24 protein-coding genes and 1 riboswitch are annotated in these 23,467 nt (G+C 60.2%); of the genes, 14 read left to right on the top strand and 10 right to left on the bottom strand.

Going from position 1 to position 23,467, the window contains the following annotated elements; translation table 11 throughout:
* Positions 1-23: 23 nt before the first annotated feature.
* On the bottom strand, positions 24-494 hold the full coding sequence (locus ACZ1HH_RS17890) for a 6,7-dimethyl-8-ribityllumazine synthase (protein ID WP_472635572.1): 471 nt from the start codon (positions 492-494) through the stop codon (positions 24-26).
* Positions 495-564: 70 nt separating this feature from the next.
* Positions 565-696: riboswitch (FMN riboswitch) on the bottom strand.
* A gap of 170 nt (positions 697-866) precedes the next feature.
* Here ACZ1HH_RS17890 and ACZ1HH_RS17885 point away from each other — a divergent pair.
* The 6 genes from ACZ1HH_RS17885 to ACZ1HH_RS17860 are packed head-to-tail and all read left to right on the top strand — an operon-like array spanning position 867 to position 6,473.
* Positions 867-1,955: a LacI family DNA-binding transcriptional regulator gene (locus tag ACZ1HH_RS17885; RefSeq protein ID WP_472635571.1), complete on the top strand. Its 1,089-nt coding sequence runs from the start codon at positions 867-869 to the stop codon at positions 1,953-1,955.
* Between the two features lie 4 nt (positions 1,956-1,959).
* Entirely contained in the window at positions 1,960-2,979 is a 1,020-nt protein-coding gene (locus tag ACZ1HH_RS17880; RefSeq protein WP_472635570.1) for an ABC transporter substrate-binding protein, read from the top strand.
* 57 nt (positions 2,980-3,036) lie between these two features.
* Complete coding sequence (locus ACZ1HH_RS17875; RefSeq protein WP_011536928.1) at positions 3,037-3,840, top strand: ABC transporter permease; 804 nt, start codon at positions 3,037-3,039, stop codon at positions 3,838-3,840.
* Between the two features lie 3 nt (positions 3,841-3,843).
* Entirely contained in the window at positions 3,844-4,632 is a 789-nt protein-coding gene (locus ACZ1HH_RS17870; RefSeq protein ID WP_011536929.1) for an ABC transporter permease, read from the top strand.
* Positions 4,629-5,651: an ABC transporter ATP-binding protein gene (locus ACZ1HH_RS17865; protein ID WP_487320472.1), complete on the top strand. Its 1,023-nt coding sequence runs from the start codon at positions 4,629-4,631 to the stop codon at positions 5,649-5,651. The genes ACZ1HH_RS17870 and ACZ1HH_RS17865 overlap by 4 nt, the downstream gene beginning before the upstream one ends.
* Before the next feature lie 9 nt (positions 5,652-5,660).
* Complete coding sequence (locus tag ACZ1HH_RS17860; RefSeq protein ID WP_487320471.1) at positions 5,661-6,473, top strand: phosphodiesterase; 813 nt, start codon at positions 5,661-5,663, stop codon at positions 6,471-6,473.
* A gap of 44 nt (positions 6,474-6,517) precedes the next feature.
* Here ACZ1HH_RS17860 and ACZ1HH_RS17855 read toward each other — a convergent pair whose 3' ends face one another.
* The 5 genes from ACZ1HH_RS17855 to ACZ1HH_RS17835 all read right to left on the bottom strand — a co-directional run bounded on the left by ACZ1HH_RS17855 (position 6,518) and on the right by ACZ1HH_RS17835 (position 11,927).
* Entirely contained in the window at positions 6,518-7,801 is a 1,284-nt protein-coding gene (locus tag ACZ1HH_RS17855) for a TRAP transporter large permease (protein ID WP_472635565.1), read from the bottom strand.
* Complete coding sequence (locus ACZ1HH_RS17850; protein ID WP_416369713.1) at positions 7,794-8,321, bottom strand: TRAP transporter small permease; 528 nt, start codon at positions 8,319-8,321, stop codon at positions 7,794-7,796. The genes ACZ1HH_RS17855 and ACZ1HH_RS17850 overlap by 8 nt, the downstream gene beginning before the upstream one ends.
* A gap of 55 nt (positions 8,322-8,376) precedes the next feature.
* Positions 8,377-9,357: a TRAP transporter substrate-binding protein gene (locus ACZ1HH_RS17845; RefSeq protein ID WP_472635564.1), complete on the bottom strand. Its 981-nt coding sequence runs from the start codon at positions 9,355-9,357 to the stop codon at positions 8,377-8,379.
* 116 nt (positions 9,358-9,473) lie between these two features.
* Entirely contained in the window at positions 9,474-10,352 is an 879-nt protein-coding gene (locus tag ACZ1HH_RS17840) for an NAD(P)-dependent oxidoreductase (RefSeq protein ID WP_472635563.1), read from the bottom strand.
* 87 nt (positions 10,353-10,439) lie between these two features.
* Positions 10,440-11,927: an aldehyde dehydrogenase family protein gene (locus tag ACZ1HH_RS17835; RefSeq protein ID WP_487320470.1), complete on the bottom strand. Its 1,488-nt coding sequence runs from the start codon at positions 11,925-11,927 to the stop codon at positions 10,440-10,442.
* A 269-nt stretch (positions 11,928-12,196) separates the two neighbouring features.
* Between ACZ1HH_RS17835 and ACZ1HH_RS17830 the strand changes: the two genes are divergently transcribed.
* The gene (locus ACZ1HH_RS17830) at positions 12,197-12,820 is read left to right on the top strand and encodes a hypothetical protein (protein WP_472635562.1); all 624 of its coding nucleotides are present in this window, start codon (positions 12,197-12,199) and stop codon (positions 12,818-12,820) included.
* Between the two features lie 92 nt (positions 12,821-12,912).
* Here ACZ1HH_RS17830 and ACZ1HH_RS17825 read toward each other — a convergent pair whose 3' ends face one another.
* Positions 12,913-13,959 (bottom strand): Ldh family oxidoreductase, encoded by a 1,047-nt coding sequence (locus ACZ1HH_RS17825; protein ID WP_487320469.1) that lies wholly within the window; start codon positions 13,957-13,959, stop codon positions 12,913-12,915.
* Positions 13,960-14,115: 156 nt separating this feature from the next.
* Between ACZ1HH_RS17825 and ACZ1HH_RS17820 the strand changes: the two genes are divergently transcribed.
* From ACZ1HH_RS17820 to ACZ1HH_RS17790, 7 genes are all read left to right on the top strand, one after another.
* Positions 14,116-14,805, top strand: a complete 690-nt coding sequence (locus ACZ1HH_RS17820; protein WP_416369719.1) for a GntR family transcriptional regulator — start codon at positions 14,116-14,118, stop codon at positions 14,803-14,805.
* A gap of 115 nt (positions 14,806-14,920) precedes the next feature.
* Complete coding sequence (locus ACZ1HH_RS17815) at positions 14,921-16,441, top strand: aldehyde dehydrogenase (NADP(+)) (protein ID WP_472635561.1); 1,521 nt, start codon at positions 14,921-14,923, stop codon at positions 16,439-16,441.
* Positions 16,442-16,611: 170 nt separating this feature from the next.
* On the top strand, positions 16,612-16,926 hold the full coding sequence (locus ACZ1HH_RS17810; RefSeq protein ID WP_472635560.1) for a polysaccharide transporter: 315 nt from the start codon (positions 16,612-16,614) through the stop codon (positions 16,924-16,926).
* A gap of 220 nt (positions 16,927-17,146) precedes the next feature.
* On the top strand, positions 17,147-17,764 hold the full coding sequence (locus tag ACZ1HH_RS17805) for a paraquat-inducible protein A (RefSeq protein ID WP_472635559.1): 618 nt from the start codon (positions 17,147-17,149) through the stop codon (positions 17,762-17,764).
* Entirely contained in the window at positions 17,731-18,366 is a 636-nt protein-coding gene (locus ACZ1HH_RS17800; protein ID WP_472635558.1) for a paraquat-inducible protein A, read from the top strand. The genes ACZ1HH_RS17805 and ACZ1HH_RS17800 overlap by 34 nt, the downstream gene beginning before the upstream one ends.
* Positions 18,363-20,447, top strand: a complete 2,085-nt coding sequence (locus tag ACZ1HH_RS17795; protein WP_487320468.1) for an MlaD family protein — start codon at positions 18,363-18,365, stop codon at positions 20,445-20,447. Before ACZ1HH_RS17800 ends, ACZ1HH_RS17795 begins: the two co-directional genes overlap by 4 nt.
* A 1-nt stretch (position 20,448) precedes the next feature.
* Positions 20,449-21,006 (top strand): PqiC family protein, encoded by a 558-nt coding sequence (locus ACZ1HH_RS17790; RefSeq protein WP_472635557.1) that lies wholly within the window; start codon positions 20,449-20,451, stop codon positions 21,004-21,006.
* Positions 21,007-21,034: 28 nt separating this feature from the next.
* On the opposite strand, the gene ACZ1HH_RS17785 is transcribed toward ACZ1HH_RS17790, so the two are convergent.
* From ACZ1HH_RS17785 to cysT, 3 genes are read right to left on the bottom strand one after another with little or no spacing between them, the layout of a single operon-like run.
* Positions 21,035-21,760, bottom strand: a complete 726-nt coding sequence (locus tag ACZ1HH_RS17785) for an ABC transporter ATP-binding protein (RefSeq protein ID WP_472635556.1) — start codon at positions 21,758-21,760, stop codon at positions 21,035-21,037.
* Positions 21,757-22,560, bottom strand: coding sequence for a sulfate ABC transporter permease subunit CysW (gene cysW, locus ACZ1HH_RS17780; RefSeq protein ID WP_472635555.1), 804 nt, complete (start codon positions 22,558-22,560; stop codon positions 21,757-21,759). Before cysW ends, ACZ1HH_RS17785 begins: the two co-directional genes overlap by 4 nt.
* Before the next feature lie 3 nt (positions 22,561-22,563).
* Positions 22,564-23,454: a sulfate ABC transporter permease subunit CysT gene (cysT, locus tag ACZ1HH_RS17775; RefSeq protein WP_487320467.1), complete on the bottom strand. Its 891-nt coding sequence runs from the start codon at positions 23,452-23,454 to the stop codon at positions 22,564-22,566.
* Positions 23,455-23,467 lie beyond the last annotated feature (13 nt).

Below are 23,467 nucleotides of genomic sequence, written 5' to 3'. Positions count from 1 at the left end.
CTGAGAGGTGCGGCGCAGGCCATTTAGGCCGCGGCCTCGACCGGAGTTGGGGTAGGATCGCGGTACAGATTGGCCATCCGCGCTGCCGCCTGTGCAGCCTCGCGGCCCTTCTTCACAAAATGCGCGTGATAGAAGGTCTGGTGTTCCTCGCTCGGCTGGAAATGATGCGGCGTGAGAGATACCGACAGCACCGGCACGCCTGTCTTGAGGCCGGCCTCCATCAACCCGGACACCACCGCCTGTGCCACGAAATCATGGCGGTAGATCCCGCCATCCACGACCAGAGCAGCCGCAGCGATCGCGTCATACTCACCCGTGGCCGCAAGTTTCTGAGCCAGCAGCGGCATCTCGAACGCGCCGGGCACGTCGAAGACGTCGACGGCGGCTTCAAGCCCAAACTCGGCGAGTTGGTCTTGGAACCCGATCAATGCCTGATCCACGATATCGGCATGCCACTGCGCCTTGATGAAGGCGAATTTTGGGGATTTTGTCATAGCTATTGATCCTTTCAACATGACAGAATCCCAGAGCGCAAAAGACCACATGCACCCATCGGTACACGCAGTACATTCTCTCCCATCCGGACTATGACCGTCGGCCCCGGAATTCCACCGGATCTGCTGACCCACCCCGTAGAGGTGGCGCTCGCGGGCTATAACCGCCGGTGGGGAATTTCACCCCGCCCTGAGAATGGAAAAGAGCTAGGCAGCCTCTGCGGCATTGTCAATGCACAGGGCACGCCGAACCATCGAGCGCCCGTTAGGTCATCCGGCTGCGTTTCGTGCCAAACGTCACAAAACTGTGCCCCTATCCCGCTATTTGCTGGGCTGGAAACGTTTCCATCTCACGACTCGCAAAAGGTTCAAATGACCGACAGGACCCGCATAACCATCAAGGATGTCGCCCTCGCTGCCGGATGTGGCGTCGCAACCGCGAGTCGCGTGCTAAATAAATCCGGCCCCGCCAGCGCTGAGACCCGCGCACGTGTGGAAGATGCAGCGCGGCGCATGGGTTTTGTCTTTTCCGCGACCGGACGCGCCTTGCAAAGCCGCAAGAGCATGACCGTCGGCTGCCTTATTCCGTCGCTCGCCAACCCGGTGTTTGCGGAGGCCGTGCAGGGGGCTCAGGAAGAGTTGCGCAGCCACGGGTATCAGCTGTTGGTCGCCAGCTCCAATTACGATGACGAAACGGACAATGACATTCTCACAACTCTCCTGAGTAAGGATGTAGACGGCCTGTTGGTGACAATGGCCGCGCCACAGGAGAGTGTACCGCTCGCACAGGCTCGGGCGCGCGACATCCCCGTCTGCCTGATGTTTCACGACCCTCTGCCCGACTGGCCCAGCGCGCATGTGTCCAACGCGCAGGCCGCCGCAGAAGTCGCGCGCCAGTTTGCCCTCTACGGCCACGAGCGCACCGGATTTCTGGCGTTGCGATTTTCGACCTCGGACCGCTCACGCAACCGGTTTGACGGGTTTCGGGCGCAATGTGCCGCCCTCAATCTGGCCCCACCCAAGCTGATCGAGATCACCGAGACCGAAGCCAACACGCCCAGTATCCTTGCTCAGCGCCTCTCGAACCACCCGGATCTGACCGCGATCTTTGCCTCCAATGACTTCCTGGCAATCGCCGTGCAAAAGGCCGCGCCTTTGATGGGGCGGCATGTCCCGCAGGATTTGTCGGTTGTGGGGTTCGATGGGATCGAGGTCGGGCGTTTGCTGGATCGCTCGCTTGCCACGATCGAGACCACCCCAGAGGCAATGGGTCGCCAGGCCGCACAGACGCTTTTGACCGGACTGCAGGGCGGCGCAATGACAGAACTTGCGCCCCTGCCTTTTACTTTCCGCGCCGGGGCAACCTTGTCCGGACCCCGCGCGAAAAGCCCTGACGACGACCGGGGTGCTGCCCAGTCGCCGTCTGTTCCCCCGTTCACGTCCAACGACAAACAAGGATGAACCCATGAAACATATCGCTCTTACGGTTCTGGCTGCAACCGCTCTTGCGGCACCGCTGACCGCGTCTTTTGCATCTTCGGCGCAGGCCGAAGACGCCATCTGCTACAATTGCCCCCCGCAATGGGCGGATTGGGCGTCCATGCTGGAGGCCATCGAGACCGAGATCGGTGTCAGCCTTCCGCATGACAACAAGAACTCCGGCCAGACATTTGCACAGCTTGTGGCTGAAAAAGACAGCCCCGTGGCAGATGTGGCCTATTACGGTGTGACCACCGGCATCAAGGCGGGCAAGGAAGGTCTGGTCGAGGCGTACAAGCCCGCAGGTTTTGACGAGATCCCGGAGGGGCTCAAAGACCCCGAAGGCAAGTGGTTCGCAGTGCATTACGGCACCATCGGGTTCTTTGTGAATGTGGACGCCCTTGGCGGCGCGCCCGTCCCGCAGTGCTTTGCAGACCTGAAAAAGCCTGCCTATCAGGGAATGGTGGGTTATCTGGATCCCTCGTCGGCCTTTGTCGGATATGCCGGGGCCGTCGCCGTCAACCTTTCCTTTGGGGGCGATCTGCAAGACTTTGACCCCGCAATCGAGTATTTTTCCGAGCTGGCAGAGAACGCACCGATCGTGCCCAAGCAGACGTCTTATGCGCGGGTCGTTTCGGGAGAGATCCCGATCCTGTTTGATTACGACTTCAACGCCTATCGCGCGAAATACGAAGAAGATGGAAATTTTGAATTTGTCCTGCCCTGCGAGGGGTCGGTGCGTGTACCCTATGTCATGAGCCTCGTGGGCAATGCGCCTAACGGCGAGACCGGCAAGAAGGTTCTGGATTTCATTCTCTCTGACAAAGGGCAGGCGATCTGGACCAACGCCTATCTGCAGCCCGCGCGCCCGGTTGAGCTGCCTGCTGAGGTGGCGGAGAAATTCCTGCCCGCCAGCGATTATGCCCGTGCACAGGCTGTGAACTATGCAGAGATGGAAAAGGCGCAGGCCGGTTTTGGCGAACGCTACCTGAACGAAGTTAAATAATCCAACACCGGGAGCGCGCGTCCCTGTGTGCTCCCGGTACTTCAGGAAAGAACTCCCGTGACGGCCCGTTCCTTTGGCGTTTTATGCCTCCTTCCTCTGTTGATCTTCACGCTCGCTTTTCTCGCGCTACCCTTGGTGCGCCTTGTGCTGTCCTCCTCCGAGGGCGCAGAGGGCTGGAGCGTTTATGTCAGGATGCTGCAAACCCCGCGGTATCTCTCAGCCCTTCTGCAAACCCTTCTGGTTTCAGGCGCGGTGACTCTCGCGGCCTTGGCCGTCTCCACCACTGCAGGGCTTTTTCTGACCCGCAATCGGTTCTGGGGACGCAGTGCCCTCTTGTCGATCCTGACACTGCCCCTCGCGTTTCCCGGTGTTGTGGTCGGCTTTATGATCATCCTTCTCGGGGGTCGGCAGGGGCTGGTAAACCAGATCACCCCAAGTCACGTGGTCATTGCCTATTCCACCTTTGGGCTCTTCCTCGGCTATCTCTATTTCTCCATCCCACGGGTGCTGCTGACCGTGATGGCCGCGGCCGAGAAGATAGATCCTGCACTGGAAGAAGCCGCGCGCAGCCTTGGCGCGCCAGCCCATCGAGTGCTCTGGGATGTACTCTTGCCAGCGCTGCGCCCAGCCATGGTCGCGGCGGGGGCGATCGCCTTTGCCACCGCCATGGGGGCCTTTGGTACTGCCTTCACCTTGGCCACGGACATCGATGTCCTGCCGATGGTGATCTACACCGAGTTCACGCTATCGGCGAATTTCGCCATGGCTTCGGCGCTCTCCATCGCATTGGGCATTGTCACATGGGGAGTCCTCTTGATTGCGCGCAGCTTTTCCGGCGGCGCGATAGCTGCAGGAGGATAAGACATGCGACGACTGCCTCATCTCTTATCACTCATGGTCACGCTGCTGGCCTGCGCCTTCTTGCTGGTGCCCACGGTGCAATCGGTGCTCGCGGGGCTGACCGCCAACTACTTCCGTGGCCTTTCTTCGGGTCTTACACTCAAATGGGTGGCTGAGGTCTGGACGCTTTATGCAGACAGTATCTTTCTCTCCATCTGGCTCGCTGTCGCATGCCTTGTGATGACGCTGATCCTGGGCGTGCCCGCAGCCTATGCGCTGGCCCGAAATCCCGGCCGACTGTCGCGTATCCTGGAAGAGTTCATTTCCCTGCCGCTGGCCGTGCCGGGGCTGGCGCTCGCACTTGCGCTCTTGCAGCTCTACGGCGCGCAGCAGGGGTTTCGCGCGCATTGGAGCTTTATCCTTGTCGGGCATGTTCTTTACACCCTGCCCTTCATGGTGCGCGCGGTGCAGGCTGTGCTGGCTGCAATCGACCTCAAGACGCTTGAGGAAGGGGCGGCATCTCTTGGCGCAGGGCCGGCGCGGCGCTTTGTCGATATTGTGGTTCCCAACGCCCTGCCCGGTATTCTTGCCGGGAGCCTCACGGTCGTCACACTCTCTATCGGAGAGTTCAATCTCACATGGATGCTTCACACGCCGCTTTTAAAAACCCTGCCTGTAGGGCTTGCGGATTCCTACGCCTCGATGCGGCTGGAAATCGCCTCCGCCTATACACTGGTCTTTTTCGTGATGATCGTCCCGCTTCTGATGGCGATGCAATGGGCCTCTGCCCGCGCCCAAAGGATACTGTCATGACCCTTACCCTCTGCCGCGTTGCCAAAACCTATGGCGATGGCACCCGCGCCCTCAATCCTACTGATCTGGAAATTGATCCCGGCGAGATCATATCGCTCCTTGGCCCTTCAGGTTGCGGCAAGACCACCCTCTTGCGGCTGATTGCCGGGCTTGAAGTACCGGATAACGGTGCGAACATTCGGTTTGGCGACGAGGATGTCACCCGCCTACCCGTTGAAAAGCGCAATATCGGCATGGTGTTTCAATCCTATGCGCTGTTTCCCAACATGTCCGTGCGCGACAACATCGGGTATGGTCTCAAGATGCAGCGCCTGCCGCGGGCCGAGATCCAGCGCCGTGTCGACGAAGTCATCACGCTGTGCCGCTTGGAACCTTACGCCCACCGCGCGATCACCGCGCTCTCTGGCGGGCAACGCCAACGGGTCGCACTGGCCCGCGCATTTGCCCCACGCCCGCGCCTGATGCTGCTGGATGAGCCCCTGTCGGCGCTGGATGCCGCCCTTCGTCTGGAGCTGCGCGACGAGTTGGCCGCGCTCTTGCGCCAGTTCGGAACCACGGTGATTTTTGTCACCCACGATCAGGACGAAGCCCTCGCCATCGCGGACCGGGTCGCAGTGATGGAGGGGGGGCATATCCGCCAGATCGGCACTCCAGAAGAGCTCTATCGCAATCCCAAATCCGCTTTCGTGGCGGAATTTGTCGGCCACGCGATGCCATTGCGCGGAGAAATTTCCGACCGGACGCTCCGTCTCCCCGGCGGTGCCCTGCCGCTGCCGGACAATGCCGCAAACGGTGCTGTCTATGTGCGTGCAGAAGATCTGCGCGTCGACCCAAAAGGCCCGCTCAGGGCACAGGTGGAAACTGTCACCTTCCTCGGCACCCATTACCGGCTTGGGCTCACCGGGCTGACGGATCAGCGCCTGTTTGCCCTGCACCACGGAATCTCTGCGCCCGTTGTCGGCGACACCCTACACCTGTCCATTCCGCCTGAGGCCCTGATTTGCCTCCCCCAACACTAGAGTTTGCACATGACGTCCTTCATTCAACTTACCGACACGCATATCGTCTCTGAAGGTTCACTCGCCTATGGGCGCTCGGATACCGCGACGGCGCTGGCGCGCGCGGTGGACACAATCAACAGCAGACTGCCGGTCCTCGATCCCGTGGACTGCGTGGTGGTGACAGGCGATCTAACGGATCACGGCAGCGCGGAGGAATATGCACATCTGCGCCAACTGCTTGCGCCATTGAACGTGCCTCTGCGGGCTATCCCCGGCAACCACGACACGCGCGAGGCCATGCGTGCAGCTTTCGCCACCGAAGATTGGATGCCTGCGTCTGGCCCAATTCAATGGCATCACGATTTTGGTCCCTTTGCGATGGTGGGCCTCGACACATTGGTTGAGGGCGCTCCCTACGGGATGCTGTGTGAGGCCGGGCTTGGGTTTCTGGCGCACTGTCTGAAGACCACCCCGGACCAGCCGGTTGTGGTCGCGACGCATCATCCTTGGATTCCTTCGGGTATGAAGGACATGGACCGCAACAATCTACGCAACGGGCCCGCAATGCTGGATCTTCTGCGCGAACATAACGCCCCGGTGCACGTCATCTCCGGCCACCTGCACCGCGCCATGAGCGCCCTCGTAGACGGGATTCTGCATCAGGTGGCCCCCGCACCCTGCCATGCGGTGCATCTCGATCAGCGCGCAGATGCGGTCAACAGCCTCGTGCTGGAGCCGGGTCAAGTGACGGTCTACAACTGGCGCGAGGACACAGGCGGCCTGGTCAGCGACTTGCTTCCCATCGGAGATTATCCCGGCCCTTGGCCCTTCTATGACTGACGCGTGCCCCGGCAACCGGAGCACGCGCACAGATATGTTCGACCTCAGAACCCGCTGACCTCAGGAAGCCAGGTCGCCAGGTTCGGCACAAATGTGATCAGCAAAAGCGCCGCGACCAAGGCCAGAAAGAAAGGCGGCAATTCGCGGATCAGAGCGGACGGCTTCAGATGCACCGTAGAGGACACCACAAAGATCAGGCTCCCGACCGGGGGCGTGGTCAGCCCCATCGTCAGGTTCACGATCACAATGATGGCAAAATGGTTTGGGTCGATCCCAAGCGCAAAGCTGATCGGGGCCAAGATCGGGACAAGGATCATGACGCCCGGCAACGGATCCATGAAGAGCCCGAAAGCCAGCAGCAGCAGGTTCACAGCCAACAGAAACACCACTGGCGACAGCTCCCAGCTGATGATCGTTTCGGCGAGTTGCTGCGGGATGCCTTCGATGATCAGCACCCAGGCAAAGGCCCGCGCCGCCCCCAGGATCAACAGAACCGCCCCGGAGGTCGTTGCGGCCTTGAGCAAGATGTTCGGCAGGTCACGAATCCGCAGCGAACGATAGACAAACATCCCCACAATCAGCGCATAAAATACCGCGATGACCGAGGCTTCTGTGGGCGTGAAGGCCCCAAACCTGATGCCTCCGACGATCAGGACGATCAGCGAAAGCGCAGGAAGCGCATAGACAAAAATCCGCCCGATCTCGAGGAAGGTCGGCATGACATCACCGCTCATGTAGCCACGCTTGCGGCTCACATAAGCGTTGGCGACAAGCACCATGCAGGTGATCAAGACGCCCGGCAACACCCCCGCCATGAACAAGGACCCAACAGAGACATTCTGATCCTGCATGGCGTAGATGATCATGGTGATCGAAGGCGGGATGATGGGCCCGACTACCGCGCTGGCAATCGTGAGCGCCCCGGCATAAGAGCGATCATACCCGCCTTTTTCCATCATCCGGATCATCATCGAGCCGGGTCCAGCCGCATCGGCCAAGGCGCTCCCGGAAATGCCTGCAAACATGGCGGAGCTGACCACATTGGCGTGCCCCAGCCCACCTCTCAGATGCCCGACGAAGGACTGCGCCAATCGCAACAGCGCCATGGTGACGGCCCCGCCCGTCATGATCTCTGCCGCGAGGATAAAGAAAGGCACCGCCAAGAGCGGAAAACTGTCAAGGCCAGAGAACATCTCTTTGACCACAACGAGGTGCGGGTAAGACGACCCAAAGCTCAGTGCCAGAAAAACAGCGATCATCATTGCAAAGGCCACCGGCAGTCCAAGCGCCAGCAAGACAAAAAGTGCAGGGAAAAGGATCTCAGCCATTTGCGCCTCCTGGCAAAGCGGTTGGCGCATCAGAAGGCTTGCCTGTGGGCTTAAAACGTCCAGCCGTGATGAACGGATGCGCTACAAGAAGCAGATGCACCATTAACAAAAGAAACCCGACGGGCATGGCCGCATAGATATAGAGAAACGGCAGGCGCAGCGCAGGCGTGACCTGATATTGCATCCTCTGCGCATATTGCAGACCGACGTGGACCATAAATCCAAAGAACAAGAGCAGCCCCAACACGATCGCTCCTCTCAAGAGCCGCTGTCCCAAGCTCGGCAATGCGTCTTGCAGATTTGTGATCGCCACATGCCCCCCTGCGCGCAAGACAAGCCCCGCGCCGGAAAAGGTCATCCAGATCATCAGATACCGCGCGGCCTCATCCGCCCAGGGCAGTGAGTGCCCGGTAAAATACCGCAGCGCAATATTGGCACCGACGACGGAGGTCATCGCTGCCATCAACACCATCAGAAGGCCGCCATTCAGCGCCACAAAGTAGTGTTCCAGCTTCTTCATTTCACGCCCCCGGGGGTAGACCAGCGCTGCACCAACAGCGCTAGTCGTGTGTTCATCACTCAGCCGCGACGATCGATTTCACGAGATCCTCGCCATAGGTCTTGTAATAGCCCTCGTAGGCAGACTGGATTGACGCTTGGAACGCGGCTTTTTCATCGGCGCTCAGCGCGTTCACTTCCATGCCGCGTTCCTTGAGCGTTTCAACACCGCTGGCTTCGATGCCATCGACGTATCCGCGCATGGCACCCACGGCGTCGGCGGCGGCAGCTTCAAACGCAGCCTTTTGCTCGTCATTCAGACCTTCCCAGAAGGGTTTGGACACCAAGAGCATCGCAGGCGAATAAACGTGACCGGAGAGGGTCAGGTATTTCTGCACTTCGTCCAGTTTCACCGAAACAATCACCGAGAGCGGGTTTTCCTGCCCGTCGATCACCCCTTGCTGCATGGAAGAGATCACCTCGGGCCACGCCATCGGTGTCGGCGCGGCGCCCATCGCGTTGAACGCCGCGAGGTGGACAGGGTTTTCCATTGTGCGCAGCTTCAGCCCCTGAACGTCGGCAGGAGTGTTGATTGCATTACGGTTGTTGGTGATATGGCGAAAGCCCTGCTCGCCCCATGCCAGCGCATGTAGGCCAACAGCGTCAAACTTTTCAAGGATGTCCTGACCGATGGGGCCGTCGAGCACTGAGCGGGCGTGGCCAAGATCCCGGAACAGGAACGGGATGTCGAAAACACCGGTTTCAGGGACAAAGTTGGCCAGCGTGCCGGAAGACACGATGGTGACTTCGACGGTGCCCAGCTGCAGGCCCTCGATCACATCGCGCTCACCGCCCAGACCGGACGACGGGAAATGCGTGAAGCTGAAATCCTCACCGGTCTGCTCCAGCACAACCTCCTCGAATGTCTTGGCAGCCACGCCGTAATGGCTGTCCTCTGCAAGTGCATAGCCAATCTTGATCTCAGTCTGTGCGGCCAGCGGAACGGCAAAGGCAAAGCTGGCACCTGCGGCCAGGAGACTGCGGGAAAAAACGGTCATGGTAATCCTCTCTAGTGTTGGTCCATGGTTTTGAAATAAGGGGGCTTTTCACAAGCTTCCCCAGCCTGCACGTCACAAACATGCAGGGTTAAACATCGGTCAGCCGTGTGGCTGCCTTAGGATGAGCTGTTTTTGAACAAGGCGCAGAGCTCTGGCACATAGGCTTGACCGTGGCCATCGGCTACCGCATCGGCCAGAGCCTGCGACACGCCGTCTGCAACGGTATGCTGTGCTCCCGCTTGCTCTGACATCGCACGGTAATAATCGATGTCCTTCTGCGCGTTGGACACAAAGAACGGCAGACCCTCGCGATCTCCTTCGGTAATAAAAGGCGCAAGGCGTTCGAGCGCGACACTTGCCCCGCCTCCAGAGGCCAGCACATCGACAAAGACGGCAGGATCAACGCCCGCATCCGCAGATTGCGCAGCAGCTTCAGCCAAGAGGGTCATGAACCCGACAGAGACGTAATTATGCAGGAGCTTCAGGCGATGACCGTGGCTGAGCGGTCCCACATGCGCCACCTCCTCGGTAAAGGATGAAAGCACCGGACGCACCCGCTCCAGCGTGTCCGTCGCACCCCCGACCAGCAGGTTCAGCGTGCCCTCATGGGCGTGTTTGGCCGTGCGCGTCATCGGCGCATCGAGGTAATCGCCTCCTGCGGCGCGCACTATCTCGGCCATGCGCAGAGTCGACTCGGGCAGAGCCGTCGAACAATCGACTATCACAGCGTTCTGTCGCAATGCAGTCGCCACGCCCTGATCGCCAGCAACAATGGCCTCGACCTGAGGTGAGCCGGTCACGCAGAGGATCACCACATCCGACATCGCAGCCACTTCGGCAGGTGTCGCGCAGGCCACGGCACCCAGTGAAACAATTTCATCTACGGGCTGATTGCCCGGATGATCCAGAAAACTCAGCGCAAACCCACCGCGCGACAAAACATTACGGGCGATGCCGTGGCCCATAAGCCCGACGCCGATAATACCAACATGCATGATGTCACTCCTCATCCTTGCGGCCACAGCGCTGCGGCCCTGCTCCGGACCTAGATCCGGGGCGCTCCTCCCTGATGCCTCAGTCGATCAGTCCGTGTTGATCCAGATCGCCTTGGTATCGAGGTATTCTTCCATGTGCTCGGTGCCGCCTTCGCGCCCGTAGCCTGACATCTTGACGCCTCCGAAGGGCACCGCAGGGTCGATCGCGTGGTACATATTGACCCAGACCGATCCCGCCTTCAGGCGATGCGCCAATTTGTGCGCGGTCCCGAGGTGGTTCGAGAACACACCAGCAGCCAACCCATAAGGTGTCGCGTTGGCCCGCTCGACAACCTCATCGAGACTGTCGAACGGCAGCGCCGAGATCACCGGGCCAAAGATCTCCTCGCGCGCGATGGACATCTCGTCCGTGACGCCACCAAAGACAGTTGGCTCGATGAAGTGTCCGCCTTCAAAACCCGCGCCTTCCACCCGTGCGCCACCGGTCAGGATCTCCGCACCTTCGCTTGGGCCGGCAGCGAGGTAGCCCGCAATACGCTCTGCCTGTCGTGCAGAGATGATCGGGCCTACGTCCGTGCTCTCTTCGATGCCGTGACCAATACGCAGATTGGCAGCGAATTCCGCAACACGTCGCACAAATTCGTCGTGGATCTCGCGCGCCACAAACAGCCGCGACCCGGCGATGCAGATCTGGCCCGAGTTTGCAAACACCGCCATGGCTGCGACGGGCACCGCTTTGTCAATGTCTGCATCCCGGCAGACAATCACCGGGGATTTGCCGCCAAGCTCCAGCGAAACCCGTTTGAGGTTTCCGGTTGCCGCGCGGGCGATGGCCTGCCCTGTCGCGGTGGAGCCGGTAAAGACGATCTTGTCGACATCAGAATGCGCCGCCAGCGCCGCACCCGCCTCGGCGCCGTACCCGGTGACGATATTCAAAACCCCATCGGGCAGGCCCGCTTCCTGCATGATCCGGGCAATCATCAGCACCGTCAAAGAGGCCTCCTCGGAAGGTTTCAGCACCACCGTGCAGCCGGTTGCGATGGCTGGCGCGATCTTCCAGATCGAACCCGCGATCGGCGCGTTCCAAGGAATGATCGCGCCCACCACGCCCACCGGTTCGCGCACGGTCGAGGAATGGATCTCCCCCGGAAAGGAGTTGGGGATCGTGTGGCCATGGATGGTGACTGCCTGCCCCGCATAAAAGCGCAGCATCCCCAGAACACGGCGGCTGTTGGCGAGCGTGCGCTGAATCGGCATCCCCATATCAAGCGTGTCGGACAGACAAAGCGTTTCCCACTCCGCCTCAAAGCGATCCGCGATCCGGAGCAGCAGGGCCTGACGCTCAAAGGGGGTCCATTTCGACCACGGCCCCTCAAAAGCCGCGCGCGCCGCCGCGACAGCCGCATCAACATCCGCTGCGCCGCCTTTGGGCACCGTTGCCAGCAAAGCGCCGCTCGCAGGATTACGGGCCTCGATCACCTCGCCGGATTGCGATTCACACCATTTTCCGTTGATGAACATCGGGCGAAACCCGCCATCATACAGAGCCGAAGCCGCCGCTTTCCAATCCGTCATGCTGTGTCCTTTGTCGTCTCTGGGTGCTACCCGATTATGGGGGCTGCCCCACCCCCGAGGGGGCCTGCATAAAATTTCTTTGCCATCATCTACACTCAGGTTTGCCGAGAAAGCCAGTCGCGCGCGTTGCCAATTTGTGAACGCCCATCTGCCCAGCAGAACGCCTAAGCTGTACAGTGGGACACCACCGGCGAAACAGCGCCGATGCTCTGTGATCGCGCATACCTCCACGGCTTGCACCACACAGGACGAAGACGTAACTCCCTGCCATGGCGTCAAAGATCCTCATTCTCAGTACCCGCGACGATGGCAGTGGCCGGATTTCCCTCACTCACAAGGCAGAGGGCGCAAGCGGCATCAGTCGTATTTCGGCGGACCTGTCGCGCGATGACCTGTTGCAGCTTGTGCTGTTTTGCGAGGGCTGCGATCTGCGCAGGATCTATGGCAGCCCCGCGCCTGCGGAGCTCACGCTTGACGGCCTGTCGGTGGCCTATGATCCACGCCAGGATGAACTGCTGCTGTCGCGCCAAGTCGGCTTTAGTAAAAAATCGGCGCGGGTCGGCTATGCGGCCTTCCTCGCCGAGATGGCCGGAGTTGTGGAAACGGTGATCGATCAAGCCGAAACTTCGAAACATGGACTCACGCTCAAGACGTTGCTGAAGGACACAGAGCTCCCCGATGCTGCGGTGACGCATCTCTCCGCCGATCAGATCGCCGAGGTGCGGCATCGGCTGCATGAAATGGCGCTCCTGATGCTCTATGATCGCGCGATGGAGAAAGGTGCGCGGTTTGCCAAACTCTTGCGCACCAAAAAATTTCGCCCGGAGGCGCAGGCCTGTGCCGATGATCTGGTCGCCGCGTTGGCACAAAGCCTGCTGGCACGCGGCGACTGATCCACGAGATGAGTGCTCCACGTCACAACTGGCCAGTGCCCCGTTGAGACCGCCCGTGAGAGCGCGCTGATTTATTCTCTTTCGGCCGGTTGTCAGCTTGTTCCGATGGGGCTTTCCATCAGCGCTTCAAGATCGCGATACAATGCGCTCGGGATTTCCAGATAGCCACGCTCCAGATTGCGCGCACGCGCTGCATAGCGTCGCTGAGACGGCAGCCGCGCACCTTGAGCGATAATATCGGCAAAGAGACGCTCTGCTCGTGCATCATTCTGCGCTACGCGCCCGCCAGAGAATTTCTCTGGGTCGAACGCCAGAATGATTTGCCCATGATACGGCGCGCATCCCGGGCGCCCGGCAGCGGCTTCACTCTCCAGACTGATGAGGTCATCAATCAGCGGCCCCGCCATCAGCTCGATCATGATCGACAGTGCAGATCCCTTGTGGCCGCCAAATGTGAGCATCGCTCCGTTCAACGCCGCGTCGGGGTCGCAGGTCGGTTGGCCGCGTTCATCAATAGCTACCCCTTCGGGCAGTGGTTTTCCGGCCCGCTTGTAAAGCTCGATCTCCCCCCGCGCAAAACCGCTGGTGGCAAAATCAAAGGTAAAGGGGTCTTGTCCCTGGCGTGGCCAGCTGAAGGCTATCGGATTGGTGCCCAGGGTCCCTTTTGTGCCACCTGCGGGCGCCACCCAGGAATGGCTTGGCACCATGGACAGACCTGCAAGACCTGCGGCTGACAGCGCCTCAACCTCTGGCCAGAGCGCTGAAAAATGAAAACAATTGTTCACGGCAAGCGCGGCCAAACCATAGCGTCGCGCCTTTTCAATCAACGTGGGCATTGCCTCTTGGACGGCCAGCAGGGACATCCCTTCGCGCGCATCTGCCCGAATGATCGCAGTGTCCTCGGAGTGGATCCGAGGGCTCGCAGCCGCATCGATTTTTCCGTCCTTCATCGTGTTGGCGCACATGAAGAGACGAAACAGCCCATGTGACTGACAATCATCAAGCTGACAGCGATAAAGCATCTCGGAAATGGCCGCGACATGTGCCGAGGCGTAGCCGCAATGTGTCAGGACTCGCTCGGCGAGTGCGCGCACCTCGTCCAGCGTCAGTTGCGTTGTGGCATCTTCAGTTTGCGTCATCCTCACCCTCTCGACTTGCGTGATGGATACGGGATACATCATGCAAGTCGACACGGCTACCCCCGCCGTGTCCGCACGTGGGGTTTTCAACTTGAAAGAATAGGAAAATTCCGTAACGTATCCAAAATACCGACAAATAGGGCAAAGTGTATTCTCATGGCTGGCAAACGCGCGGTTTCTCGCAACACCCTTCCGGATGTCATTGCCAATGATCTGCGAGAGCGCATCCTCAGCGGTGAGCTCGCCGAAGGCGAGATCATTCGCCAAGAAAGCCTAGCCGATGAATATGACGTCTCGCGCATGCCCATTCGCGAGGCCCTTAAACGCCTGGATGCCGAAGGGTTGGTTCAATTCACCAACAACCGCGGCGCTTCAGTCACCAAGCACTCCCTGCCGGAGATTGCCGAGATCTTTGACCTGCGCATCCTGATCGAAGTCGATCTGTTCCGCCGCGCGATCCCGGCCATGACCTCCACGGATTTTGCCCTGTGCTATCAACTGCTCGAGGAAATGGACGCCTCCTATGATGCCAACGATGTGGGCAAATGGGGGACCTTGAACCACCAGTATCACTCGGCGCTTTATGCAGCTGCGGATCGCAAGTTGACCAATGACGTGCTGCAGGGGATCAGCCTGCACTCGGATCGGTTCGTGCGGATGCATCTGAGCGTGATGGAGCAACGCGAACCCGCAAAGAAAGAGCATCGCGACCTGCTGCGTTACGCCGAGGCGCGGGATGTCGAAAAAGCCTGCGCCACGCTGCGCGATCACATCACGCGCACCAAGGATGCCTTGCTGCGTCTTGTTGCCGAGAACCGCGCTCTGGCAGGCGATCAAGCCAACTGACAGAACCCTGCTCTCACCCCGAGATCAGGCCGCGACGGGAAACGGGTTGCATCATCCAAAATATGTATACATTATCCTGCATCAAATCCTACCGAGTCAAACCAGAGGCAAGACCATGTTCCACCCTCACGGAAACCACCTGATCGCCGGGCAATGGGTCACAGGAAGCGACCACTTTGCCTCAAGCCCCGCACATGGCGAAAGCTACGCCTTCTCCGTCGGCCGCGTATCTGACGTGGACGCCGCCGTCGAAGCCGCAGAAGAGGCGTTTGCGGCCTATAGCGCAACCTCGCGTGCCGAACGGGCGGCGTTTCTCAATGCCATCGCCGACGAGATCGAGGCGCGCGCGGATGACATCACCGCAATCGGCACGCAGGAAACTGGCTTGCCCGAAGCGCGCCTCCAAGGCGAGCGTGGACGCACCACGGGCCAATTGCGCCTCTTTGCCGACCATATTCTTGCGGGTGACTATCTCGATCGCCGCCACGACGAAGCGCTTCCGGACCGTGCCCCCCTGCCGCGCCCCGACCTGCGCATGGTGCAACGCCCGATCGGCCCGGTGGCTGTCTTTGGCGCATCTAACTTCCCCCTCGCCTTCTCCACCGCTGGCGGCGACACAGCCGCCGCGCTTGCGGCGGGTTGTCCGGTGGTTGTGAAAGGCCACAGCGCCCACCCCGGCACCGGCGAGATCATCGCAGAAGCCGTTCTGGCCGCGATCCTGCGCTGCAAGATGCCTGCTGGCGTTTTCAGTTTGATCCAAGGCGGCAACCGCCAAGTCGGCGCGGCGCTTGTCCAGCACCCGCTGATCAAAGCCGTCGGCTTCACCGGGTCTCTTGGCGGCGGTCGAGCCCTGTTCGATCTTTGCGCGCAACGCCTTGAGCCTATTCCCTTCTTCGGGGAACTGGGCTCCGTCAACCCGATGTTTATCTTTGATGCCGCGCTGAACGCGCGCGGCGAAGCATTGGCCGAAGGCTGGGCCGGATCGCTGACGATGGGCGCGGGACAGTTCTGCACCAATCCCGGCATCGCGGTTCTTCGCGCTGGCGCAGATGCAGATCGCTTTGTCGATGCAGCCGCAGCAGCGCTTGCACAAACCGCTGCGCAAACCATGCTGACCGACGGTATTGCTCATGCCTACCGCGATGGTCAGCGTCGTATGGCAGGTGTCGAAGGCGTCCGCGAGGTGCTCGCCACCGAAAGCGACGCGCGCAACGCGACCCCATTTCTCTACATGACGGACGCGCAAAACTGGCTGCAAAACGAGACACTCTCCGAAGAGGTCTTTGGCCCGCTTGGCCTTGTTGTCACCGTTAAGGACATGGACGAGATGCGCGCGGTTGCACGTTCGCTGCAGGGACAGTTGACCTGCACCCTGCATCTGGACGACGGCGATAGCGATACAGCCGCGACCTTTGTACCGATCCTCGAGCGCAAGGCCGGACGGGTGTTGGCCAATGGCTTCCCGACTGGAGTTGAAGTCGCTGATACAATGGTACACGGCGGCCCCTACCCGGCTTCGACGAACTTTGGCGCCACCTCGGTTGGCACCTTGTCGATCCGCCGCTTCCTGCGTCCGGTCTGTTACCAGAACATCCCCGAAGCCCTGCTGCCTGCAGATTTGCGCGACGCAGGGTAAACCTCCCCCCCGACCCGGAGCACTACACCGGGTCGGGGATGTCCGGACCGCGGCAGTTGGAGCAAGGCACGTCAAGATCGATTGGCGGCCAAGGTCTGGCGTTTGGGTATACTCGCGCCAAAGAAATCGGTATCACGAGACGCGTTTGTGATATTTTTGGATTTCTTTTGATGAAGAGCTTTAGATCAGCGGCCCTCATTGGGGGTGTGGTGGCACTTACCGGCATGGCCGCAATCATTGGGTTGGTCTTGCTGATCGATAGAGGCCCATCCCCAAATACCGACACACTACGGGATATGCGGTTGGCGATGACGGTCTGCGCACTGGTGGCGCTCTGCATCGGTCTGCAATTGCGACAGATCCCGGCGGCACAGATGTGCGCATATGTGAGCGCATTGATCCTTCTGGGATCTCTCTGTGTCTTTGTTTGGGGCGGGTATCACGCTCAGATAACACACTCCAGCGAGGGTCACATCCGAGACTGATTCACCGCGCGGCCATCGCATGTTCGCACCTTCCATTTGCGCCTAGCGGCAAAAGCACGCCTTAGCTGCAACGCCCATCCCGTCTTGATTGATCTTCACCCGCGCGTCATGGTTACCTTTCCGGCGAGCGCGTCCTGCTTTGTTGCTGCTTACCTAATTGTTCGCCTTCGCCGCTTTGCCTTCGGGCCTTGTGTCAGACGCATCTTGGATTTGGGCTGTCATGAACCTTGATCAGATAATTGCATGTCCGATGTGTGACGCCCTGCATCTCGATCAGGAGGTGCAAAAACAATCCGTTGCACAATGCGCCCGCTGCGGGACCGTGTTGGCCGCGCCAAAGTCAGGAGCAATGACACGGATCGCGATGCTTTCGATAACGGCGCTGATCCTGCTGATGGCAGCGGCAAGCTTTCCGTTTCTCTCGCTCAGAGTACAGGGCTTTTCCCACCAAGCTTCTGTTCTTGATACGATCCTTGCCTTTGCGACGGGTCCGATGCTGCCGCTCTCATTGGCCACGGGGTTCTTGATCCTGCTTGTGCCCGCGGCCCGTTACTGCGCATTGATCTACACGCTCACCCCAATGGCCATCGGCTATCGGCCGGCCCCGCATGCAGCGACGGTCTATATCTGGGCCGAACGCCTCAGGCCCTGGGCCATGGCAGAGATCTTTATCATCGGAGTGGCTGTTGCGTTGGTCAAAGTCTCCGGCCTCGCACGGGTGGAGCTTGGGCCCGCGTTTTGGGCTTTTGCCGCACTACTGGTCGTGACAATCCTTACCGATAGTTCAATTTGCAGGTTAACCGTTTGGAAGACTCTCAAAACACGCAGCACTATTTGACGGCCACTGAGGCCGGGCTGTCGGGCTGCCGCACCTGTGGCAGCGTTGCGCCCTCCGGCAGTCAGGTTTGCCCGCACTGTCGCAGTCGGCTGGAGTTTTCGGAAACCGCATCCCTGCAACGGGTATGGGCGTGGCTGACGGCGGGGCTGATCGCCTATGTGCCGGCCAATATCTATCCGATGCTGCGCACCAAGACCTTTGGCCAGACCTCCGAGAACACATTGATGGGCGGTATCATTGAGCTGTTTCATCACGGCTCTTACGGTGTGGCCTTCATCGTGTTTTTCGCCAGCATCCTGATCCCGATCGCAAAGTTCCTCGCAATAGGATTTCTTGCAATTTCAGTCCGTAAGCAAGTGACACTCGATCATCACAGGCGACTGGTCCTGTTCGAGGTGGTCGAATTCATCGGCAGATGGTCGATGATCGACGTCTTTGTTGTGGCGATTTTGACCGCATTGGTACAACTGGACTATGCCGCCGCGATCAGTCCCGGTATTGCAGCTGTGAGTTTTGCCTTGTCGGTGGCCTTCACTATGCTGGCAGCCCAGAGTTTTGATCCGCGCCTGATGTGGCTGGCGGACAATGAGAAGACATCATGAGCCCCAAAGAGCCTGCACAGCTAAAGATTTCGGACCAACGCCCTTCAATGTGGCGCAACCTCTCACTGGTCTGGCTAGTGCCCCCGGTTGCCCTGATCGTGTCGCTTGGCATCGCCTGGAAGAGCTATTCAGAGCGCGGAGAGTTAATCCACATCGCTTTTGACAATGGCTCTGGGGTGGTCGCCAATGAAACCACGCTGCGCTATCGCGATGTGGTGATTGGTCGGGTGGAGCAGGTCGGCTTCTCCGAGGACCTGAGCCGTGTTTCAGTTGCCGTTCGCGTCGACACGGACATCGCTCCCTTTCTGGATGAAGATGCGACCTTCTGGGTGGTGCGCCCGGAGGTGAGTTCGCGCGGGATCTCGGGGCTGAGCACGGTGCTGTCCGGCGTCTATATCGAAGGCGCCTGGGACGAGACCGCCGGATCCGCGCAGACCGAATTTGTGGGGCGGGATCGCCCCCCTCTGGTGCAGCCCGGACGCGCCGGGCGCCGGATTACCTTGCGGACCGAAGATGGCAGGATGATCACCGAGGGCGCGCCTGTCCTGTTTCGCGGCATCGAAGTGGGCCGCCTTGAACACCCCCGCCTGACCGTAAGCGGCAACAGCATCGTGGTGGATGCCTTTATCGAGGCACCGCACGATCGCCGGATCAACTCGGCCACGCGCTTTTGGGATAACTCCGGCTTTACCGTCTCCTTCGGAGCGGAAGGGCTGTCTTTGGATGTCGACAGCCTTGCATCCCTTGTTTCCGGCGGGATCGAATTTGACTCTGTCTTTGATGGCGGCAGCCCGGCGAGCCCCGGCGCGGTCTTTGACATCTATCCGGATGAGGCCACCGCAAGGCGCACTGCTTTTGCGCGCTCCATGGCCGGAGGCGTTGCGATCTCTGTCGCGTTTGACGATTCTGTTGCGGGTCTGAGCAGTGGTGCACCCGTAGAGCTCGGCGGTATCAAGGTAGGCGAAGTCGGCAGCCTCACCGCCGCGATCCAGAATGAGACCGACACGGCAGACGTCAAGCTGATGGCCAAACTCCTGCTGCAACCAGGGTTGCTGGGTCTTGCGCCAGGTGCGAACGAAGAGGACGTTTTGGACTTTCTTGAGACCGCTGTTGAGGGTGGAATGCGGGCGCGTCTCGCTTCTGCCGGACTCCTGAGTTCAGAGCTGATGGTAGAGCTGGTGCGCCTCGATGATGCCCCTCCCGCCAGATTTGATCGCACAGCAGAGCCCTTCCCGGAAATGCCAAGCGCGCCATCGGATCTGCCTGATTTCTCTGCAACAGCAGAAGGCGCCATGGAACGGATCAGCCAGCTTCCGGTGGAGGAATTGATGGCGCAGGCGATCAATACCTTGGCCAGCATCGAGGCTCTGGCCGCCGCCGAAAGCACCCGGCAGGCCCCGGCAGCCGCTGTCGCCCTCTTGGAAGAGACCCGCGCCCTGCTGAACGATCCAAGCACGCGCGCCCTGCCCGGAGAGCTGCGCTCCACCGTCTCAGATCTGCGCGCAATCCTGCAGGAGTTGCAACAGGGACGCGCGGTTGCGAACCTGACCGCCGCGCTTCAAGATGGGGCGCGTGCCGCAGATGAGATCGCGACAGCCTCAGAGAATCTGCCCGCGTTGGTGGACGATCTGCGCGACCTCGCCGCCAAAGCCAACAACCTTGAAGCGGAAGAGCTGATCCAATCGGTCAACACGCTGATGACCAGTGCCGATGCGCTGATTGGCACAGAGGCGGCTCGTGCGCTTCCGAGCTCATTGTCGGCGGCGCTCGAGGAAATCCGCACCACTCTCGCGACACTGCGCGAGGGCGGATTGGTGGACAACGCAAATGCCACCATGGTCTCGGCCCGTGATGCCGCGCAATCGGTTGCGCAAGCCGCAGAAGGCCTGCCCGCGCTCTCCGCGCGGCTGGAGCGCCTCATGACCCGGTCGGAATCGCTGGTGGCGGCCTATGGGGATCGCTCCAATTTCAATATGGAAACGCTCGATATGCTCCGCGAAATCAAATCCGCGGCGCGCGCGGTCTCGCAGCTTGCCCGCAAGATCGAACGGGATCCGAACTCACTGGTATTTGGTAGATGATATGAAAAAACTGGTTTTATCTCTGTGTGTTGCTGGCGCTCTTGCAGCCTGTTCAAGCGCCAATGACCCTCGCTACCTGATCGCGGCCACCCCCGCAGAGCGGGTGAAAAATCTCAGTGCGCGCACGGTCGAGGTACAGCTGGTGTCCCTGCCTTCCTACGCCTCTGCGTCGGACATCGTCTCCGAAGGAGATGGCGGCGCGCTCTACTCTCAGGAACGGGCACAATGGGCGGATGATCCGGCGCGCGGCATGTCGGTTGCAATCGCGCGGGGGCTCAGCGATCGCACGGGTGCAGCTGTCGCGGTGGAGCCATGGCCACTCAATACGCCGGCCGATGCACGGCTCGATGTACGCATTGACCAGAGCTACGCACGCGCGGATGGGCTGTTTGAGCTCTCCGGGCAATATGCCGTTTCATCCCCAGACGGGCGCGTACGGGAATTTGTCAAACGGTTCCACATTGAAACCCCGGTCACTGAGCGCGGCCCAGCAGCCGCCGCGCGCGCGCTTTCGGCTGCATTGGCGAAACTGTCCCGACAAGTGGCCGTGTCGATGTGAAGATCCCGTGCAGGTCGGCGCGCCGGGATCAGGCCGCGCCTTTCAGTAGCTCTCTTACGGCCCCAGTCGCCGGCCGGTCACGCAGCGCATCCGGGGTGTCGAACTGCACGATCTGCCCCTGATCCATCACGGCCACGCGGTCCGCAAGATCCCAGGCTTCGGCCTGATCATGCGTCACCATGATCGCGCCCACCCCAACCTTTTGCTGCAATGTGCGCACAGAGCTGCGCAGAGACCGGCGCACCTGCGCATCCAGTGCACTAAAGGGCTCATCCATCAACAGAAGCTGCGGATTGATCGCCAGGGCCCGCGCCATCGCCACGCGCTGGCGCTGCCCGCCAGAGAGTTGCTGCGGAAAACGGTCGCCAAGATCCTGAAGGCCGATCATCTCCAGAAGCTCCGAGACCTTGGCGTCACGCGCTGCACGACCAGGGCGCGCGCGACGCGGCAAAACCCGCAGACCGAAGGCGATGTTGTCGGCCACCGTCATGTGGCGAAACAACGCGTAGTTTTGAAACACCATGCCAAAGCGGCGCTTGCCCGCCGCCAGCCCGGTAATGTCGCGACCATCAAGATGCAATTGCCCCCGATCCGCCTGCTGCAGACCCGCTATGATATTCAACAGAGTGGTCTTTCCCGAGCCGGAAGCGCCGAGGAGCGCTATGAACTCGCCCTTTTTCATCGCAAGCGAGACGCCCTTTAGCACCTCGGTGCCATTGAAACTCTTGTGAATATTACTGGCTTCGAACGTCATCTCGCATGTCCTTTCTCTGGCCCAAAGCGGTTCAGGAGCCCGCGCAACACCAGCGTCAGCAGCGCCAGAGCCGTGAGCACAGTTGCAGCGGCAAAGGCTCCGGTGGCGTTATAGTCATTGTACAAAAGCTCGATCTGCAGCGGCAGGGTCATGGTCTCGCCCCGAATGGAGCCAGCCACCACGCTTACCGCGCCGAATTCGCCCATCGCGCGCGCCGCTGTCAGCACCACGCCATAGACAAGCGCCCAGGAAATATTGGGCAGCACCACAAAACGGAAGAGATGCCAGCCATTTGCGCCCAGTGTTATGGCGGCTTTCTCCTCGTCCTCGCCCGACACCATCAGCACCGGAAGAAGCTCGCGCACCACGAAAGGGCAGGTCACAAAGAGCGAGACCAGAACAATCCCGGTGAGGTTGAACATCAACTGTATGCCCTGCGGCGCAAGCACGCCGCCAACAGGACCATAGGCCCCATAGACCAACAAGAAACACAGACCCGCCACGATAGGAGAGATCGCAAAAGGGGCCTCGATCAGGATTAACAGCGCGCGCCGACCAAAGAACCTGTAGCGCGCAATCAACCACGCCGCCGCGACGCCGAACATCACATTCAGCGGCAATACAATCAGCGCCGTCACCACCGTGAGGCGGATCGCTAGCAGAGTCTCCTGGTCCAGTATGTTGGCGATATAGGTCCCCCAGCCCTCGCTGAAAGCGCGGTGGAACACCGCCGCCACGGGCACAGCGATCACCACGGTGACAAAGAGAAACGACAGAGCAATCAATATAAAACGCGTCATGATCTACCCTTCCGTCCGCAGATAGCGATAGAGCCGGGTTTGCACCAGGTTGACCACGATCAACAACAAGAGCGAAAGCCCCAGAAGGCTACCGGCAATCGCCGCCGCCGCCGGATAGTCGAACTCATCAAGTCGGATCAAGATCAAGAGCGAGGCGATCTCGGTCTTGAAGGGGAGGTTCCCGGCGATGAAGATGACCGCGCCGAACTCTCCGAGCGAGCGCACAAACGAAAGCGCAACTCCGGTCAGGATTGCAGGCAGCAATGGACGCAGGATCACCCGCACAAACCGTTGCAGACCACTGGCCCCAAGCGTGAGCGCCGCGGCTTCCTCATCGTGGTCCAGTTCCTCGATCGCGGGCTGTATCGCGCGCACCGCAAAGGGCACCGAGGTGAACACCATCGCGATTACAATGCCCCACCAAGTATAGGCGATCTTGATGTCAAACTCCGCGAGCATCCCGCCGATCCAGCCGGATTTGTCGTAGAGCGCCACCAATGCGATCCCCGCCACAGCAGTCGGCAGCGCAAAGGGAATGTCGACAAGCGCGTCCAGGGTTCCGCGCCCCCAAAAGCGATAGCGCACCAGGACCCAAGCCAGAAGCAGACCAAAGACGGCATTGATCAGCGTTGCAAGAGCCGCCGCAGACAGTGTCACCTTGAGCGCAACAAGCACGCGGCGAGATGTCATCACCTTGATATAGTCAGCCGGGCTCAGTTGAGCGAGTTGCCACATCAACCCGCTTAGGGGCAATAGGATGATCAGCGTCACGAACAATAGTGTCACGCCAAGAGAAAGGGAAAACCCCGGCAGCACGCGCGGGGCGGTTCGGGTCAGGGACACCACGGTGATACTCCGGTATGGGTTTCGTCCGGCCCCCTCGGGGCCGAACATCGTCACAAACGAT

The organism is Epibacterium sp. HA2-3 (assembly GCF_055693725.2).
Note: the sequence above shows the minus strand (reverse complement) of the source record. Positions and strands in the feature narration are given on the sequence as shown.